An 18,781-nucleotide genomic window follows, 5' to 3' on the forward strand; every position below is an offset into this window, starting at 1 on the left:
TTGTGGTTAAATACAAACCAACTCAAATCCCGACGCCCGTCCCAAAGCATTTTTGCCGAAGCGGTTTTTCATGCGATCCATGGCTTGGTAAAGATTCATCAGTTCTTCGCTGTCTTCAAATAAATTCATTTGATAGGTTCCGTGAACGAGATTCGTAAACCGTAAACCGACCAATCGCAATCGCATTCTTCGCGTGTAGAGTTTCTCGAATAAATCTAAAGCAACTCTTGCCAAAGTGTGATCAATAGAAGTATAAGAGATTTTACACTGTTTAGTTTCAGTATCGAAATTGGCATATCTTATTTTTAAAACAACGGTGGAAGTCAGCCATTTTTCTTTTCTAAGTTGATAAGCCAACGATTCTGCCATCGCAGAAATTAATCTTTTCAATTCAAAAATATCCATTGTGTCATTCGTAAAAGTATGTTCGCTGGAGAGTGATTTTCTTTCGGAATAAGGAACAACCGGAGTTAAATCAATTCCGTTAGCTTTTTTCCAAAGTTCGCCCCCATTTTTACCAATTATTTGCTGTAAAACTAAAACAGGCATTTCGGATAAAGTCTGAATGGTTCGAATTCCGACGCGGGAAAGTAATTGAAAAGTTACGTCGCCAACCATTGGAATTTTGCGCACCGACAAGGGATTTAGGAAAGGTTTTATATTTTGAGCCGGAATATCTAATCTTCCAACAGGTTTCGATTCTCCGGTTCCTATTTTGGAAACCGTCTTATTCGTGGATAAAGCGAAACTGATTGGTAATCCTGTATTTTTCGTGACGGAATCTGCAATTTCTTTGGTCCATTGATAACATCCAAAAAACTGATCCATTCCTGAAAGATCCATATAAAATTCATCGATGCTGGCTTTTTCTAAAACGGGAACTTTTTCCTGAATAATTTCGGTGACTTCTTTTGAAAATTTGGAGTAACGTTCATAGTCGCCACGGATCACTTTTGCTTCAGGACATAACCTTAAAGCCATCTTAATAGGCATCGCAGAACGCACGCCAAAATAACGTGCTTCATAGGAGCAAGACGCTACTACTCCACGATCGCCACCTCCTATGATGACGGGAATTCCGTTCAGTTTTGATTCCTGTAACCTTTCACATGACACAAAAAAAGTGTCCAGATCCATATGTGCAATTGCTCGATTCATAGGTACAAACTTAGTACGATTTATATCAATTTTTTGTACCTTTGTTGATATAATTTATAGCAATGTCAATTTTATCAGAAAACATGCGGTATTTGAGAGCTCAGCAAAAATACGCGCAACAAAAAACCGCCGACGATCTTTTAATCACCCGCGGTCGGTATGCGAAATATGAAGATGGCGCCACAGAACCGCCGATTGAAATCCTGATCCGAATGTCTAAATATTATCGGGTAAGTATCGATTTACTCGTGGGAATGGATGTGCGAAAATATTCCTTAGACAAGATGATGAAGCTTCCCGATAACCGCGTTATTCTTCCGATCATGGTGGATGAAAAAGGGGAAAATAAGATAGAAATTATTCCGGAAAAAGCACAAATGGGTTATCTTCAAGGATACAGCGATCCGGAATATATTGAAAAGTTGCAAACCATTTCTTTGCCTTTTTTGAGAAACGGAAAGTTTCGGGCTTTTCCCGCAAGTGGAGATTCGATGCCGCCTTTTAAAAATGGAACATACATCGTGGGGAAATATGTGGAAAATGTGAATGATCTGAAAAGCAATAAAACTTATATTTTTATCACTCAAAATGAAGGTGTTGTTTATAAAAGATTTGAAAAGAAAACTTCGAGAAATATTACCGTGAGTTCGGATAATCCGCTGTATAAACCTTATGATATTAAACTATCGGATCTGGTGGAAATTTGGGAATATTCCTGTAGTATTAATACGGTAGAATTTGAGACGGAGACTTTGGATATGATGACGGTGAAGGAGATGTTTTTGAGTTTGAAGAAGGAGATTGATTTGATAAAGAGAAAATAAGAAACTTAACTTTTAGAATTTTTCAACATTAAGATGATGAAGGTTTTGAGATAGGTTAAGTTTTCCTGCGGGAAATTAAGGTGGATGGAAATTCGTTAATTCGTGGCTTAAGATTAGAGTTTTGGTAGGAGATTTGATAGTTTTTTTAACACAAATTGTACTAATTTTTTACACTAATTTCACGGATAATTGGTGTGTAAATTTTAAATAAAAAACCTCCCAAATTCAATATGATTTGAGAGGTTAATTGGTGTGAAATTTATAATTTACTATACTTCAAAAATAATTTAAAACTACTATTTTGTGATGATCAATTTCTGGGAAGTTTTGTCAGTGTTATTGGCAGCAGAAATGATATAAACTCCAGGTGCTAATAATCCAAGGTTCACTAATTTACTTTTTCCACTTTCTAAATTAATTTTCAGGCTTTTAATTCGTTGACCAACATAATTGGTTACGATTAAATCATAGTTCCCACTTTTCATCGATTTAACATTTACATTTCCATCAGATTTTGCAGGGTTTGGATAAATTGAAAGAGATTTTGAATTTGTATTTTCCGTAGTTGCTAAAGTAGCAGCCTCTACAATATTGTAGATCTGATTCTTCGCAGGATTGGTAATTGTTTGTTTAATTCCTGAAGGCCAAAAAATTTCAATTTTATCAATCGCAGTTGCGGTTCCAAGACCAAAAGTTTGAACGAGCGTACTACCGGTATATTCACCTGAAGCGGAAGAAACCTGTCGCGTTTGAACTTTTCCATTCGCATAACAAACTACTCGCGCACCAATCCCGGAACGGTTAGATTGCACTCCTTGCAAACGCAAACTGATCCAATTATTGGTACCGCCATTATTTTTATAAAGTCCGTGAACAATTGTTGTAGAATAAGAAGGCGTAAAAATATCGGGATAACCATCATTATTATAATCAGAAATGGTAGAACAATAATCCCGAATTGGGGTCGTGGTTGCATCATCGGTCGCTTGATTGGTAAAGGTATCATCGCCATTATTGAGGTACAATTTATTCAGACGTTTTTGGCTGCTTCCATTATTTGAAACAGTAAGATCCAAAAAACCATCGTTATTAATGTCGAGCCAGGCGGAACCAAAACCAGAGCCACCATCAATAGACGGAAGTGCATTAACAACTTCGAAATTCCCACCGCCCAAATTTTTGTAAAGGAAATTATGTTTGATATCGGCAAAATCATTCACCGTCATAAAAAGATCCATCAAACCATCATTATTGTAATCTCCCCAGGAACTTCCTTGTGAAGCCGATGCATCATTTGCGATGAGAGACGTCGTATTCTTCGTGAATGTACCGTCGCCGTTATTGTGATAAAGACAGTTATTTTGACCCGGCAAAGCATTATTAAAATAATTCACCACGTACATATCCTGAAAACCATCATTGTCATAATCAACCCAGGAAGCGCTGTACGTATTAAAGTCGTCGGTAACAATAGCACCTGTCGTAATTTTAGTAAAAGTTCCGTTCCCATTGTTGTGATACAAACGATTTGGCTGTTCAAAATTCGCAACGTAAAGATCTAAAAAACCATCGTTGTCATAATCTGCCCAAGCTGCGCCCAAAGACCAATCCTGATCAGTTACAATATCACCTTCCATTATTCTGGTGAAAACGCCGTTTCCATCATTTCGATATAAAAAATTGACAGATTGTGCGGCACCACTATTTCCGCTGTTACAAATAAACAGATCTATATTCCCGTCATTGTTATAATCTCCCCAAGTGCAGGCAATTGAAGGTCCGATCGTGGTATAAATTACGTTATCTGTTTTTGTGGTAAAAGTTCCGTCGCCATTATTTACAAATAAAGTGCTGCCGCCATCAATAGTTCCAACAATTAAAACATCATCAAATCCATCGCCGTTGTAATCGGCAAATGAGGCACTATACGTTTTAATTCGAGTATCTGGCAGTGTTCCGGTGTTTATTTTAGTAAAATATTGAGCACTCAAAGAAGAAGCAGACAAAAAACTGATCATCATACCACACAACAGAGCGTTGCGACTTTTCTGAAACTTAAATAAGGAGTTTTTTTTCATAATATTTTTTTTTAATTTGGTAATAAAATATAGCAGATCATAAAGTATAATTAATTAGATCTTTACTGGCGAAGTTAATTTATTTGTTTGCTCTGTGTAAGCGTATTTTTACGTGATTTTAAAGTTTCTGTTTTCCCTTTTATTTTAAGTCGGAAGGAAAATAGAACCCGTCATTCATTACTGCATGATAAGCATCCTTAATTTCTTTAAGACTTGGTGGTTTAGGAAGTAAACCTTTTATACCAGCATTTTTAGCTTCTTGTACATATTTATTCTCACTAAACATTGTAAGAATAATAATGCGCAGTGTTGGTTTTTTGGCGAGTGCGATTATTGCTGTTTCAATTCCATTCCGTTCTGATATTCTACTATCGATAAGCACCAGATCCGGGGAAAGAAGATTTAGATCATCGATAAATTTAAAGCTGCTATCGATCTCGTTAATTTCTATTTGTCCCGGAATTTCCTGTAACATTAAACGCAAGCTCTGTCGAAAACTAGCATGATGGTCCACAATTACAATTTTTGTCATTCAACTCATTTTATAAAGGATGAAATTAGGGTAAAAAGTGGATGTGAGACAGCGTAAAAATACCTGATGTGAAGAACAAGTTTATCAGATATTTGTTGAAAAAAAACTTAAAAAAAGCTAAGAAATCTTTTTTTACACGATCGTCAATTTATTTCTGATGGCATAAATTACGAGATCAACAACATTTCGCGTAGCAGTTTTAGCGATAAGATTAGCACGATGTCCTTCTACTGTTCGTTTACTTATAAATAATTTATCAGCAATTTCCTGTGTAGATAGACCATTGACAATATATTGTAAAACATCAAGTTCCCGCTCAGTAAGACGCTCATTTAAATCCTCCAGAAAAATGCCTGAAGATTCCGCAGGATCAAACTCTGCAATTTCGCCGAGTAATTGCGGTGAAAAATAAGTTTTACCCCCGTTCAAGCTATTTATTGCAAACTCCAATTCAGATTTACCGATACTTTTTAGGATAAATCCACTCGCTCCAGCTTCTGCCATAAGCCGAAGATATTTCAAGTCGCTAAACATGGTGAGCGCCATTATTTTTAAATCGGGATATTTTTGGATCGCTTCTTTTGTTGCATCCACTCCGTTCATAACCGGCATTTTAATATCAATCAAAACAAGATCTGGAGTCATCGTGGTCAGAAGTTGCAGAAATTCCTGCCCGTTGGTCGCTTCTCCAATGACTTTAAACTGACTGCATTCGTTAATCATTAAACGCAGTCCCTTCAAAAAAATCGTATGGTCATCTACCAAAATTATTTTAATAATGTCTGTCATATCTTTAAGAAAGTTTACATTATACTTTGTTCGTTTTCTACAGCAGGTGGTAAGGTTATATTTGTTCTGAAATATTGTCCAGGTACAGACTTAAAATTACAATGTCCATTAATAGATTTTACGCGTGAAATGATATTTGATAAGCCCAAACCTTTCGAAGGTGATAAAAGTATTTTTTGGATATCGCACCCAATTCCATTGTCAGAATAGGTGATTTTCACTTCTTTATTCGTTTTTAAAAGTGCAATTTCTATTTTACTTGCGGAGGCGTGTTTAAGGGTATTATTAATCAATTCTGAAATAATTCTGTATAGGGCGACTTCCGTTTGCTTGGGTAAATCAGGGAAATTTTCTTCAATTTGGAGGGCTACAGAAATGGTGTTCATTTTATTGATCTTATCTACATATACGCTTAATGCTTCAATAAGTCCAAAATCATTCAACAAATTTGGCGTAAGATTATTTGCAATTTCACGGGTACTTTTTATGGATTCAAGTAGGAGATCATCTGTCATTTTTATAAATTCCTTTTGTTCAATAGGTTTCTCCATTCGAGCAGCAATTAATTCCAAATAAATCTTCGCTGTAGATAGTAAAGGTCCTAAACCATCATGCAGATCTTCTGAAAACCGTTGTCTTTCGCGCTCTTCAGTTTCTATGGTATTTCGCAAAATTTTCTGCTCCATTTGCTTTCTGTCGGTGATATTTCTTACGACAACAATTAATCCTGTAGATTTTCCGTTAGAATCACTGATGATCGCAGTTCTTAGCTCGCCCGAAAAAGTGCTTCCATCTTTCCGCTGTAAAAGTATATCGGTATCTCTGTTGCTTTTTTCGGAACTTTTCAACGTGAGATTTTCGATCACTCTTAATTGATCCGTTTTCACAATCCATTCGTTGATATGGGTACCGATAATTAAACTTTCATCTGAAATCCTAAAAAGTTTTTTACTTTGCTGACTCGCAAAAACAATTAATCCCTCCGTATTTATTTTGAAAACAGCGTCCGGTGAAGCGCTAATTAATTTTCTGTATAACTCTTCACTTTCAATTAAAGCCAGTTCCGCAAGTTTTCGTTCGGTGACATCCTGAATATTTCCTTGAACTAAAATTATTTTGCCCGAATTGTCTTTCGTTAATTCCGCGTACACGCTAATATATTTTTCTATTGTATTATTTGATACTATTCTAAAATCGAAAACAAAATGGGAATCCAACTCACTAAATTTTTTTCGGAGAATTTCAATGAGTTTAGGACGATCTTCTGCATGAACAGTGCGCAAAATAGTAACCCAATTCATCTCCATGTTTTTTCCCCCCAGAATAATGGGAAGTTCATGGGACCAGCTCAATTGATCATGCACCAAATCCCAATCCCAGCTTCCAGATTTTCCGATACGTTGCGCTTCGGTAAGTTTCGATTGGTTTAAGAGCAGATCATGCGTTCTCTCATTAACTAAAATTTCCAGTTTGGAACTGAGTTTTTTCTTCACCCTGAATCGGAAAAAGAGAATAACTACCGCGACCAAAACAAGAATGGAGAGATAAATAAACGTGTTCTTTAAACTTCGCTCTTTGGTAATCTGTAGTTTCTGCAAAGCATTTTCTTTTTCCTTTCGCTCCGTTTCGTATTTAACCTGCATTTCTGCAATGGAGTTCGTATTTTGAGTAGTGAAAATAGCGTCTTTGGTTGCTTCATATTTATTGAAATAATTATCAAACTCAGCATGATTTCCTACCGCATTGTAGTATTTTGTCATCGACCGATAACTAAAAAGCAAAATATCTTGATTTTGTAAAGTTTCAGCAACACGTAAACCTTCACTAAAATATTCAAATGCCTTCTGATAATTTTTCATCAACAAATAGGTTTCACCAATAGAATTGGAGACATAAGAGATTTCCCAATTCCGACCCATTTCTTTATTAATGTTCAGGGCTTTTTGATCGTACTTCAAGGACTTTTCATACGCTCCGTTTTTACGGTACAAAAGGGCTAAATTGTTATAAGAACTGCTTAGTGTAGGAGAATCGTGCTGCTTTTCAAGTATTGCGACTGATTGATTTAAAATAATATAAGCAGTGTCAATTCGATTGTTAGAAACGTACAAACTCCCCATGTTATTCAAAATGGAAGCTTCCCTTTTTTGGTCGCCTAACTTGCGTGCAAGTACTAAAGATCGTTTGTAAAATTTAAGAGCTTCCGAAACATTATTTAGATTAAAGTAAACATTCCCAATACTGTTTAAGGTATGAGCAATTTTATCAGAATCTGCCATTTTTTCCCTTATGCTTAAAGACTGGTATAAATAATCTAAAGATTTTTTGAAGTCATTTGCATAGAAATATGCGATCCCCAAATTTTGAAGCGCATCTCCTTTTTCTTTCTCCAACTTCAATTTATTTGCCAGTTCCAAAGCTTTTGTTGCATAATGCATGCTGCTGTCGGGAGACACTTTTCTGTAAGAAATACTTAAGGAATTAAAAATTGAAAATTTTTGCAGATTATCAATCGAATTTCGATTGAGTTCTTTTTTTAAACTGTCGATCACATTTCTAGAAGCCAGCGGTTTTGCTAACAAAAAATTGGTGAACACTAAAAAAAGCATCACTACCAAATTACTAAATTTCAACTTTATTAGAGATAAAAAACGTTTTATAAGTTCTTCCACAATGACTATTGATCTTTCAATATTACATAAAAAACATTCAAAGCTCAAATTTTAACATAAAATTTGTTTTGAACCTCTGCGGAAAATGATTAAATAATGTTGTTTATTTTGGTTTATAAAGATGATCAGTACTGCTCTTTCCGAAAATACTCTGATTTCTCTTCCTGGTTTTTTGTGGCCGCATCAATGGAGTGGGAAGCATGTAAATCTGCATCTTCTTCGGCTTCATCAGATAATTTTTCATAATATTTATGAATCCGATCCAGTTCTTCTTCGGTCAAATTTTCGATATTTACAATCCTATTGCTCGTGGTTTTATTGGCGGCAATTAATTCGTTCAACTTAATTTGAATGGCCTTAGAATCTTTATTTTGCGCTTTTTGAATTAAGAAAACCATTAAAAAAGTGATAATGGTCGTTCCTATATTAATAATCAATTGCCAGGTTTCGGAATACTGAAAAACGGGACTTGTTGCAGCCCAAATAATAACAATCGCCAAAGCGCCTAAAAATACATAATAGCTTCCTGTAAAAGTAGTTGCAGCATTAGCAAAATTTTCAAAGAAATTTTTGTTAGTACTCATTTCAACATTTTTATAATTAATTTCGACACAGAAAAAAGTTTGCCAAGATATTCTGTTTCAAAAAAATATTTATTGCTTTATTAGGACAGAAATAATTGCTACTCTTTAGTTATTTACTTTTTTTGCGATAGATCAAAAAACTTATTAAAAGACAAATATTCACTAAAACAGCAAAAGCATTGGAAAGAATAATTGGCAATTCATTTTTGGTGAAACCGTACCAAACCCAAAGCGACAAACCGACGATTAAGGTACAAATCATTAATAAGGAAAGATCTTCTACGTCTTTTTCTTTTAAAACTTTGATGAGTTGTGGCAACATTGCAACTGAGGTAATTCCACCTGCGACAAGACCTAAAATATTTTCATCCATATTCAATTATTAGAAAAACTAAATTAGGAAAAATGAGCGGAATTTTTTAGAATAAAACAGATGATCCTTCGAGAAATTTTTATTGAACAAATGATTTTTAGTGATATATTTAATGTATAAAAAATGAAAGCATGAGCATGAGCAAATTAACGCGGGTTTACTATAATAAAATGGTAGAAAGTATTGCCTTCTACCCTGCTCTCATTGCAGTTGGCTTTCTGGCTTTATCTTGGGGAATGTTGGTTCTGGATTTTTCAGAATTCGGAAAAAATTTGAAAAGCGGACTTAGTTGGCTAAGTTTAAAAGATGCAGGAACCGCACGAACCATTATTTCTACTGTTGCAGGTGCCATCATTTCTCTCACCGTTTTCAGTTTTTCTATGGTGATGATTGTGCTAAATCAGGCAGCTTCGCAAATGAGTAATCGTGTTTTGAACAGCATGATTGAGAATCGGTTTCAGCAAGTTATTTTAGGAATTTATATAGGAACAATTGTTTATGCCTTATTTTTATTGAGTACCATTCGAGATATTTCCAGTGGGATTTATGTTCCTGCACTCAGTATTTATCTACTTATATTATTGACTGTTATTGATATTTTTCTCTTTATTTATTTTCTGGATTATGTGACACAGACTGTAAAATATGAAACGGTTATCGACCGCGTAAAAAAGCAGACTTTCGCAACAATGGAAAAAGATTTTGCGAAAATAAGTTCAATTTCTCCAACTTGGGAACATTTAACTTATTCTGAAATTAAAGCCCAGAAATCTGATTATTTCCAGGGATTCAATGAAAAAAGACTTTTGAATTACTGTGAGAAAAATGATTTGTTCGTTAGTTTTATATTCAGACAAGGCAGTTATATTATAGAAGATACGCCATATATCCGTGTTTATGGTAATGCAGAAATTACAATAGACCATTTGAAAAACATCGCTGATTCGGCAGATTTTTTTAGCGGACAACCAATTGATCGAAGTGCAGATTACGGATTCAATCAATTAGCAGAGATCGCACTGAAAGCTTTAAGCCCTGGAATTAATGATCCCACGACTGCGGTTTTAAGTACTCATGCCATTTTTTCTCTTTTACAATTTAAGATGACCAATGAATTACCGCAAATTTTGTTTGATGATCAAAAAACCGCAAGAATTTTCCGTCCCACTTCTACTTTTATCCAGAATTTTGAGAAATGCATTTTACCGATTTGGAACTACGGCAGAAAAGATCAATATATTCAGACGGAACTGTTGGGTATGATTACGCAACTTCAACATTTGGATTTGCAGAACAAATTTGGATCTTTATTTAAAGTTTGGTTAGAAAGGATTGAAATTGAAAAAGTATGATTTCTGAATCTCTCTTCACTACAAAACTAATCCCTTTCTTGTAGATGTTATAAAGTAATAATTTTCATCTTTATTTGTCAAATCTTTCAGGAGGAGAAATTAGTACTTTACCATTTCTCATGTTATTTAATTTTTCTTTTTCCTGCAAAATCTGATGATTGCTAAGAATATTTATTCCACCAATTTTCCGGTCGATCAGCGACTTTACGCCTGTGTAAAAAGAATTAGATTCCTTTGGTGCTGCATTTTCTGTAGTTAATTTCATTGTATCAATTTTAAAGGTTAAAAGGTATTGTTTGTATTTCTAAATTTCTTTCTAAAATAATTAGGACTTTCCTGATTGATTTTTTTAAAGTATTTCCCAAAGTGTGACTTATCGGAAAAACCCAATTCAAATGAAATTTCGGTTACCGATAAATGGGTATTAAGAAGCAATCTTTCCGCTTCTAAAATCACTCTGTTCTGTATATAATTTTCTGCAGATATATCTAATTTTTCTTTAATTAAAGCATTCAAATAGTTTGCAGAAATCGTTAATTTTTGAGAATAATCTGAAGTTCTCTTCAATTCTTTAAAATGAAGTTCGACTAAATTCCTGAAATCTTCCAGATATAAACTTTTGCGATTCGTCTTGAAATCGATATACTCCACATTCGCGGTCTTCCGAATGTATTTAAGCATCGACGCTTTTAGCAATAAACAAATGATTTCTTTGCTTAAAAGACTTGGTGACAGGAATTCTTTTTTCATATCTGAAATTCCTGTTTTAAAATTGGCCAAATCATTTTTAGAAAAACCCATTAATGAAGGTAAGTTCAGAAAAGCCGTATCATTTTTTATCTTTCGATTTCCGGTGTAGATTAAATTGTAAAAAGAACGGGTGAAAAGCACGGCTTCTCCTTTAAAATTTTCTACTTCAGAAAAACGAAAAACCTGGTTATAATTGACAAAGAAAACGCTGCCTTTCTGCAGTTCATACACCTCATTATCGATCATTAAATTCCCGGAACCACTTTCTACGATTAACAAAGTATAGAATTTGGTCTTAAATGAATTCTGAGCAGAAAAAACTGAAATAAGATCCGAAACCGTCAAGACCACAAACTCTCCATCAAAAGAAAAAGGACGTTTCAAAGAATTGATTGTTATCGCATTGATTAATGAAGTTGCCATGAAGTAGTCTGTTTTAATATTTAAATAAAGATAAAACAAACTATTTTAATAAGTAAAAAGATGAAAATAAAAAGTGATTTATTTTAATTCAAACACAAATATTCATTAGTTCCAATTTCGAAAGGAACCATTTCAGTTTCAACTTTTTTATCAACGTAATCGGAATTCATCGCTCGTAAAACAGCCATATAATTCATACTAAAGTTAATGGTATCACCAACTTCCAGATTTTCGGAATTTTCTCCCAAATCTAAAATAAGCATGTCAGAACTGGCGCCGATAATTTCAATTCCCGGGATAATGGTCGAAATATCTTTATGATCAATATCTAATAATCCGACATCTACAATAGCTCGAAGAGAAAATTTCCCTTTTTCATCATCCGAGAAAATGGGTGTTTCTCCTGTTAAATTGGTCCCCGAAAGTCCGGAAGGAATCGTGGGTTTTTCCTGCATTTCTATAATTTCTGCAGTGAGGGTAAAAACATCTTGATACATTCCTGCAATTAAGGAATCCTCATAAACATTGGTCCCAAAAAACAGGGTTTCACCTATCCGAAAATGATTGATGCCAAAAGGAATTTCATTTTTAAAAATTAACGGAATTGTCACCGATGAACCGCCAGAAATATAAGGAATTGTCTCCCCGGAATTTTCTTCGATAATCTCTTTGAAACGGTTGAGTTTATACAATTTTCTTTCGTCGGGCAAAATACCGTTCAAACAGTTTAAATTGGTTCCCAATCCAACAACTTCGATATTAGATAAGGCGATAACTTCATCGTAAAAATGCATGAGATTTCGCACCATAATTCCTTCCCGAAGTTCTCCCATTTCAACCATCAAAACTACTTTGTGAATTTTATTTTGTTTTACGGCTTCCTCAGAAAGCAGTTCCAAAGTAGCCAATTCAGTATTGAAACTTACATCTGCAAATTCGACAATACTTTTTGCCAGGCGTTTTGCAGGTGGTTTTATGTAGATCGTTTGCGTTTTTGGAGAAAGTTTTTTAATCGTTTTTAAATTGCTTAATCTGGAATCGCAAATTTCTTTATCAGAAAGATTTAATAAAACTTTCAGAAATTTTTCATTTCCACATAATAATTTGGCAACAATAGCCCACTCAATTTTATTTTGTGCAAAAACCTGATCGAGTACTTTGAAATTATGACGAAGCTTTGTTGCATGTAAAGTAATGTATGACATTTTATTTTTTTAATCTCATCTCGAGATATTTGCTGGTGAATCCCAGTTTTTCGTATAGAAATTTGGCAGGATTATCGGGTTCGCAGTGCAATGCCATATCGCCTTCTGAAAGTTCGATCGCTTTTTGCATCAATTGTTTTCCAACTCCTTTACCACGCAGATTTTTATCGGTAGCGATATAAACCAAAATATTTTCTGGAATATATCCATTCATCCCAGTTTTATTAATGATAACTGCACCGACGATTTTCTGGGTTTGTGAATCAACGGCAGAAAGTACGTTTCCGCCTGGTTTATTTTCTTTACCAAAAGCATAATCCAAAGATTTTTCTATATCATTTTTCGGATCACCATACTGTTCAAGATTTTCAAATAAGAAATTGATGATTTCTTGTTTGATTTCGTTTGAGGGAATATTTTGTTCTGAGTAGGTATTTATATTTATCATTTCTTAATTTTATCCCGGAATCGGCATCGTTAAATCATAACCAGCGACACTTTCGGTTTTATTATTGAGTTTCTTCAATTTCGGTTTCACAATGAACAAAGGAATATCACTTTTATTGATCATTTTCTTAAAGAAATTATCTCCCATAAAGGATTTCCATGAGTCTTCATCCTGATCAGCCAAGAGAATAATATCACTGTTCTTTTCCTTTGCTGCTTTACAAATAATTTCTGCATTATCATGAGACAGCTGAAATTCTGAAATATAAACTGCAGATTTCAAGAGCAAATTCTTCTTCATTTCCATGTAAGCTTTTCTAACATCGATGAGTTGGTTTGGTTTCCCAACTCCCAAAAGATTAATTCCACCTTCATTTTTATTAGCCAATAACATAGAAATATCTGCCTTTTGATGAAGTTCATGTTGCACTCTTACTGGAAAAAGAATTTTTTTGAAAGAAGTCTTTTTGAAATTTTCAGGCACCAAAAGAACGGAACAGTTTGAATGTAAAAGCACGTTATAGGAATTAGATCCCAAAATAAACTGTTTCATCTTTTGACGTCCCGAAGTTCCCATCACCACAACATCTACCTTCTCTGAATTTACAAAATCATTAATTGTATCTACAATATTTTGGGTGCTGATTTTGGTTTCGATATTCAAATTATATTTTTCGTACAATCTGATTCTCAATTTCTCAAGTTTTATTTCGGCCGCTTCAATATTATGTTGTACCGTTTGCGAACCAATTACTTGTTTTCCGCCGTGATCAATCATCGTGTACGTTTGAACGATGTGTGTTATAATTAATTTCGCTTGATGACGAAGTGCCATTTTCGCTGCAACTTTAAGGGCATTTTTTGATTTATCTGAAAAATCAACTGGTATTAATAAGGTATTGATTTCGGTTCTCATCTGCATTTTATTTTATGGTTCATAAAAAATCTTGAGGCAAAATTACAAAGACCCGAATGAAAAGCGTGTTAGAAAAAGACCCAAAAGTGGTATCAATTACTTATTTTTCAATAACGTTTTATACAATAATCGAAAATAAATAATTTCGATTTAAAAAAGTAAGGAGAGATAAATGTTAGTTAAAAAAACTTTAATAAAATATCATTTTTAGTATCACTACTCTTTATGAACGTACTTTTAAAATTTTATTTCTGAAATAATATGCTTGTAAATTGAGCGAAAAAACCCGCAGTTTATGGCTATATTTGCAATTAGTTCCAAACTTAATCCTTTACTAATTTATGTCCTTACAACTCTTTAATCCTTTTAAGGATTTGATTTTTGACGAACAATTTTGCTTCCTTACCGGAGATTTAACTACTGAAAAAATATCCGTGTTCCCAGATTGGTTGATGGACCATTTTAAATTTGGTGGTGATCGCATTGAGATGATGGATAAAGCTAAGTCTTATCATTATGAAGATCTGAAATTACCTTGTTCTCCCCGAGTAAAAAAAGCTTTTGAGCAACTGGACGAAAAAATTCAGGAAGCTTATCAAAAAGGATTTGAAGGAATGGCATCACTCGATGAAAATTTGCTTTTTCTATGGACTGGAAGAATAGTTTATGGACATTTATACTACGAAATGCGTTATGAACGAGACCGATTACTAAGACAAAGAGAAAACTTTAACCTTTCTTCCTCACTTCGGGAACGTTTTGGCAATTTCCATTTAATGATGCAGTCTATCATAGAACCAGTTTCCTTTATTGGAAAAAAACCTTGGAGCATTGCTGTATTTCCCCTTAAATATTCTGCCGATATTTTCAGTTATCGCAACGATGCTATTAATTTATTATTCCAGTTTGGAGTTAATGGTTTTGGCTTTATCGCGTGTTTACAAGACAATGGAATTATTGGAGAGAAACAAAAAGACATTCTCGACAAAATGAAAGGTCACGTTTTACACCCTGTTCAGTTTGAAGAGTTGTACGCAAGATTCCATTATTCAGATTATCTTTTACAGTATAGATCTGAATATAAAATTGAAAATAATGACCAAGGAATTACGATGGAAGCAATTCCTATTTTGCAGGTCGCTAACCGACCAACTTTTGGATTTTGGGACGAGGATATATTTGCGCAGTTACTGTCGAATTACTGGTCGGTTTATGGCATTCAACGAGAAGATATTATTAAGTTTCAAAAACCACCATTGAGTTATTTGGAGAATCCGTATTCCAAGGATTTTATTGATCCGGAATCGATTGATTTACCTTTTTAATGCTATCATTTTTAAAAATAATTAAACACCTGAAAGGATTCTTAAAGCAGAGAAGGATTTAAGACTGCAATCAAAACTGTAAATAATTTCAATTAATCGAATATTTTTTTTAAAAAATTAGCAACGATAACGTAAGTCGTAACGAAAAACAAAAAAGCCCTAAACATTAATAGTTTAGGGCTTGCTTTTGCGGAGAACTAGGGATTCGAACCCCAGGACCTGTTACAGTCAACAGTTTTCAAGACTGCCGCAATCGACCACTCTGCCAGTTCTCCAACTAAATTTGATTTCTCATTTTCAGTGGTGCAAATATAAAGACCTTTTAGATATTGACCAAATTATTTTTGAAAAAAAATTTTAAACCCTTCATTATCAAAGGAAAAATTAATTCTCAGAGACTTGTAAACCGAAGTAAACAGCGATTAAACCAACAATTACACTCAATATAACATACAATATCAGTATTGAATAGTTGCCACTTTGCCATAATGAATAGTTTTCGGCTGAGAAAGTAGAGAACGTTGTAAAACCTCCACAAAAGCCTGTAATCAAAAGAAACTTCAAATAGTTGTCAAATTTGATAAAATAAGAAGTAAACACTCCAATCAGAAAACACCCGATAATATTTACCACAAATGTTCCCATCGGAAATGAATTGATATTCCAAAGTTTTTGGGTAAAATTCGAAATTAGAAAACGAAATACGCTTCCTAATCCTCCTCCAATGAATATGTAGAACAGGTTTCTCATCTTTTAAGGTCGTAGTTTTAGAAATAAGATCTTTGAAAAATATAATCTTTAAAAAACATCTATATCAATTCTCCCAAATATTTTTCCGCATCCATCGCACCCATACAACCACTTCCAGCAGCGGTAATTGCCTGTCTGTAATGGCTGTCCTGAACATCTCCTACGGCAAAAATTCCTGGTAAATTGGTTTTTGACGTCCCTGGAATGGTATTAATATAACCGTTATCGTCTAGGGTAATTTGATTTTTGAAAATTTCTGTATTTGGTTTATGACCAATTGCAATAAAAATTCCGTGAACGTCGATTTTCGAAGTTTCCTGAGTTTGGTTATTGATGACAACAGCTCTTTCTACCAGAGAATTTTCGCCTTCAATTCCAATTAATTCATGGTTAAATTTTACTTCGATATTTGGAGTGTTGCTTACCCGATGAATCATGGCTTTTGAAGCTCTCATATAATCTTTACGAACTAAAATCGTCACTTTATTAACCAATTTGGCCAAATAAGTAGCTTCTTCAGCAGCGGTATCTCCAGCTCCGACAACCACAACATCTTTTCCTTTGTAGAAAAAGCCGTCACAGGTCGCACATGCAGAAACGCCACCTCCTGAATATTTCTTTTCATCATCTAAACCTAAATATTTTGCAGTCGCTCCTGTAGAGATAATGACAGACTTTGCTACGATTTCTTTATTCCCCGCCCATAATTTATGATTTCCACCAACTACCGTAGAAAATTCGGCTTTGGTAATCATTTCATAATGAACTTTTGTTTCAAAACGTTCTGCTTGTTTTTGAAGATCCATCATCATTTCAGGACCGGTAACACCGTTTGGATATCCGGGAAAATTATCAACTTCTGTGGTTGTTGTTAATTGTCCGCCTGGTTCAAGACCGGTATATAATTCTGGTTTCAAGTCGGCTCTTGCGGCGTAAATTGCAGCTGTAAATCCGGCCGGACCGGAACCTACGATAACACATTCTAAAATATTTTCTTCCATTAATTAAGGTTAAAGTTGAGATACAATTTTGAGTTGTCAAAAATCGTGATTTATTTCGGGGTAACGAAGTTTTCGGCGATGAATTTTTTCGATAACGTATAATTTTTAAAGAAATAGTTCTTTTGAGTTTTGAATGAAATGATGCTTTTAATACCAGTGATTTTTTTGTCATTCTGACGAAGGAAGAATCTCTTGATTAAGTACTCACTACAACTTTCTCATTGTCCTTTTGTCTTGAAACAAAAGGTACTGTGTTAATTTCCAAATATTTTTCGATATTTGTTTAAACTATTTTAAGGAGAACTTTATGTTCATCCCGTGTAGGCAGGCGCAACCCTGTCTACTTTTTTTTGCTCATAAGCTGAGTCAAATACTTCCTCATTTTTCCATAGAATATACATTAAGATCATTAACTTTCTTGCAACGGCGGTTACCGCTATCTTTTTTGCAGGTTTTCTATCTTTTAAATTATTATAAAATCCTTCATTATCGGATTAAATCTACTTGCACACAAAGCCGGCATATACAATGCGTATCTGATAAAACTATTTCCTTTTTTTGAGATTCTTGTTTTTCCTATTCGATTACCAGACTGATTTTGCTGGATATCTAATCCTGCGTAACTGGCCAATTGTCTAGTGTTTGTTATCAGAGCGAAGGCATTGGTTTCAGCAACTATGCAAATTACAGTTATAAAACTCACTCCAGGAATGCTGCATACTTTCTGTATCTTCTCATAAAATTCAGAATCAGACATGACCAACACTCGTAATTCTGCTTCTATTTCTACAACTTGTGTTTCAAGTAAAGCCAACTGCTTTCTCATACGCTTTTCTGTAGAAGAGGGACAACCGTGGCTGTGTTGACGTGCATGCAATTGATTTTTAATTTGATTTATTTTATACTTTACTTCACGGTACTCACGACTAAAGAATTTTAAATTCCGCATGATTTTAGTCGGCATGTTCCAGTTTCTTAATTTCCTTTCTAATCCTAACTTGCATAAAACCTCCGAATCCTTCTGATCTGTCTTGGTCTTTACATTTAAACTCTTGGAGTAATGTTTAACCATATTGGGAAGCAAAACGGATAAATTACATTCATGTTCGCTCAAAAAATACGCCAGATGCTCATAATAAACTCCCGTAGCTTCCATTACAAAAATTAATTCTGCGGAAACTTTCTGTTGATTTGTCCATTTCAAAAGTTCTTTAAAACCCTCCTGATTATTACCAAACTTTTTACTCTTTCCAAATTTTTGATTTTGAAAACTATCAGAAGTTCCAAAACAACAATCTAAAAAATCCATCGACACGTCGATGCCTACACAATGTTTTTCCATAACTTTTTAATTTTAATTAGGAAAAAAGCCACAGTTCCTTATCATCTTTTCTCGCATTTATACGGGATGTATAAAACTCCCTAAGTACTGTTCAGATTCAGAGAAACTTAGAGACAGAGAATCTTTCTTTTTACGGTATATTAAACTTAATTACCTGAACCAAAATATTTCTTCTGTCTCTTAGCTTTATTCTCTAAAGTAACTGATATTTATACTATTGCAAACATACGAGAACAAAAAGTTCAAGGCTTGGAAACTAC

At 34.2% G+C, this 18,781-nt stretch carries 18 protein-coding genes and 1 tRNA gene; 3 read left to right on the forward strand and 16 right to left on the reverse strand.

Annotation, left to right across the window (positions count from 1 at the left end; translation table 11 throughout):
• Window positions 1–6 precede the first annotated feature (6 nt).
• The gene (gene dinB, locus OA86_RS02080; protein WP_039347998.1) at window positions 7–1,158 is read right to left on the reverse strand and encodes a DNA polymerase IV; all 1,152 of its coding nucleotides are present in this window, start codon (window positions 1,156–1,158) and stop codon (window positions 7–9) included.
• Window positions 1,159–1,220: 62 nt separating this feature from the next.
• On the opposite strand from dinB, the gene OA86_RS02085 reads away from it, so the two are divergent.
• Complete coding sequence (locus OA86_RS02085; RefSeq protein ID WP_039348001.1) at window positions 1,221–1,982, forward strand: XRE family transcriptional regulator; 762 nt, start codon at window positions 1,221–1,223, stop codon at window positions 1,980–1,982.
• A gap of 296 nt (window positions 1,983–2,278) precedes the next feature.
• On the opposite strand, the gene OA86_RS02090 is transcribed toward OA86_RS02085, so the two are convergent.
• From OA86_RS02090 to OA86_RS02115, 6 genes are all read right to left on the reverse strand, one after another.
• Window positions 2,279–4,060 carry an FG-GAP-like repeat-containing protein gene (locus OA86_RS02090; protein ID WP_074781353.1) on the reverse strand — a complete coding sequence of 594 codons (1,782 nt, stop codon included), beginning with the start codon at window positions 4,058–4,060 and terminating at the stop codon, window positions 2,279–2,281.
• A 139-nt stretch (window positions 4,061–4,199) separates the two neighbouring features.
• Window positions 4,200–4,592, reverse strand: coding sequence for a response regulator (locus tag OA86_RS02095; RefSeq protein ID WP_039348006.1), 393 nt, complete (start codon window positions 4,590–4,592; stop codon window positions 4,200–4,202).
• 132 nt (window positions 4,593–4,724) lie between these two features.
• A complete protein-coding gene (locus OA86_RS02100; RefSeq protein ID WP_039348010.1) occupies window positions 4,725–5,381 on the reverse strand; it encodes a response regulator in 657 nt (218 codons plus the stop codon).
• 14 nt (window positions 5,382–5,395) lie between these two features.
• Window positions 5,396–7,990, reverse strand: a complete 2,595-nt coding sequence (locus tag OA86_RS15160) for a tetratricopeptide repeat protein (RefSeq protein WP_052257338.1) — start codon at window positions 7,988–7,990, stop codon at window positions 5,396–5,398.
• A 188-nt stretch (window positions 7,991–8,178) separates the two neighbouring features.
• On the reverse strand, window positions 8,179–8,637 hold the full coding sequence (locus OA86_RS02110) for a low affinity iron permease family protein (RefSeq protein ID WP_039348013.1): 459 nt from the start codon (window positions 8,635–8,637) through the stop codon (window positions 8,179–8,181).
• Between the two features lie 109 nt (window positions 8,638–8,746).
• A complete protein-coding gene (locus OA86_RS02115; RefSeq protein WP_039348017.1) occupies window positions 8,747–9,010 on the reverse strand; it encodes a SemiSWEET transporter in 264 nt (87 codons plus the stop codon).
• Between the two features lie 137 nt (window positions 9,011–9,147).
• Here OA86_RS02115 and OA86_RS02120 point away from each other — a divergent pair, with 137 nt between their 5' ends.
• Window positions 9,148–10,362, forward strand: a complete 1,215-nt coding sequence (locus tag OA86_RS02120; RefSeq protein WP_039348394.1) for a DUF2254 domain-containing protein — start codon at window positions 9,148–9,150, stop codon at window positions 10,360–10,362.
• A gap of 70 nt (window positions 10,363–10,432) precedes the next feature.
• Here OA86_RS02120 and OA86_RS02125 read toward each other — a convergent pair whose 3' ends face one another.
• From OA86_RS02125 to OA86_RS02145, 5 genes are all read right to left on the reverse strand, one after another.
• Window positions 10,433–10,627 carry a hypothetical protein gene (locus OA86_RS02125; RefSeq protein ID WP_039348020.1) on the reverse strand — a complete coding sequence of 65 codons (195 nt, stop codon included), beginning with the start codon at window positions 10,625–10,627 and terminating at the stop codon, window positions 10,433–10,435.
• A gap of 17 nt (window positions 10,628–10,644) precedes the next feature.
• Entirely contained in the window at window positions 10,645–11,535 is an 891-nt protein-coding gene (locus OA86_RS15165; protein ID WP_052257340.1) for an AraC family transcriptional regulator, read from the reverse strand.
• Window positions 11,536–11,618: 83 nt separating this feature from the next.
• Complete coding sequence (locus OA86_RS02135) at window positions 11,619–12,740, reverse strand: alanine racemase (protein WP_039348024.1); 1,122 nt, start codon at window positions 12,738–12,740, stop codon at window positions 11,619–11,621.
• Window position 12,741: 1 nt separating this feature from the next.
• Window positions 12,742–13,188 carry a GNAT family N-acetyltransferase gene (locus OA86_RS02140; RefSeq protein ID WP_039348027.1) on the reverse strand — a complete coding sequence of 149 codons (447 nt, stop codon included), beginning with the start codon at window positions 13,186–13,188 and terminating at the stop codon, window positions 12,742–12,744.
• Window positions 13,189–13,197: 9 nt separating this feature from the next.
• Complete coding sequence (locus OA86_RS02145) at window positions 13,198–14,103, reverse strand: universal stress protein (protein WP_169743936.1); 906 nt, start codon at window positions 14,101–14,103, stop codon at window positions 13,198–13,200.
• Window positions 14,104–14,444: 341 nt separating this feature from the next.
• On the opposite strand from OA86_RS02145, the gene OA86_RS02150 reads away from it, so the two are divergent.
• Window positions 14,445–15,428 (forward strand): hypothetical protein, encoded by a 984-nt coding sequence (locus tag OA86_RS02150; protein WP_039348034.1) that lies wholly within the window; start codon window positions 14,445–14,447, stop codon window positions 15,426–15,428.
• 190 nt (window positions 15,429–15,618) lie between these two features.
• Here the strand turns inward: OA86_RS02150 and OA86_RS15635 are convergent.
• From OA86_RS15635 to OA86_RS02165, 4 genes are all read right to left on the reverse strand, one after another.
• Window positions 15,619–15,703: transfer RNA gene (locus tag OA86_RS15635), tRNA-Ser, on the reverse strand.
• A gap of 109 nt (window positions 15,704–15,812) precedes the next feature.
• A complete protein-coding gene (gene crcB, locus OA86_RS02155; protein ID WP_039348036.1) occupies window positions 15,813–16,178 on the reverse strand; it encodes a fluoride efflux transporter CrcB in 366 nt (121 codons plus the stop codon).
• Window positions 16,179–16,237: 59 nt separating this feature from the next.
• Complete coding sequence (gene trxB, locus OA86_RS02160; RefSeq protein ID WP_039348039.1) at window positions 16,238–17,179, reverse strand: thioredoxin-disulfide reductase; 942 nt, start codon at window positions 17,177–17,179, stop codon at window positions 16,238–16,240.
• A 463-nt stretch (window positions 17,180–17,642) separates the two neighbouring features.
• On the reverse strand, window positions 17,643–18,521 hold the full coding sequence (locus OA86_RS02165; RefSeq protein WP_052257341.1) for an IS110 family RNA-guided transposase: 879 nt from the start codon (window positions 18,519–18,521) through the stop codon (window positions 17,643–17,645).
• Window positions 18,522–18,781 lie beyond the last annotated feature (260 nt).

Source organism: Kaistella jeonii, from assembly GCF_000812865.1.
Taxonomy (GTDB): Bacteria; Bacteroidota; Bacteroidia; order Flavobacteriales; family Weeksellaceae; genus Kaistella; species Kaistella jeonii.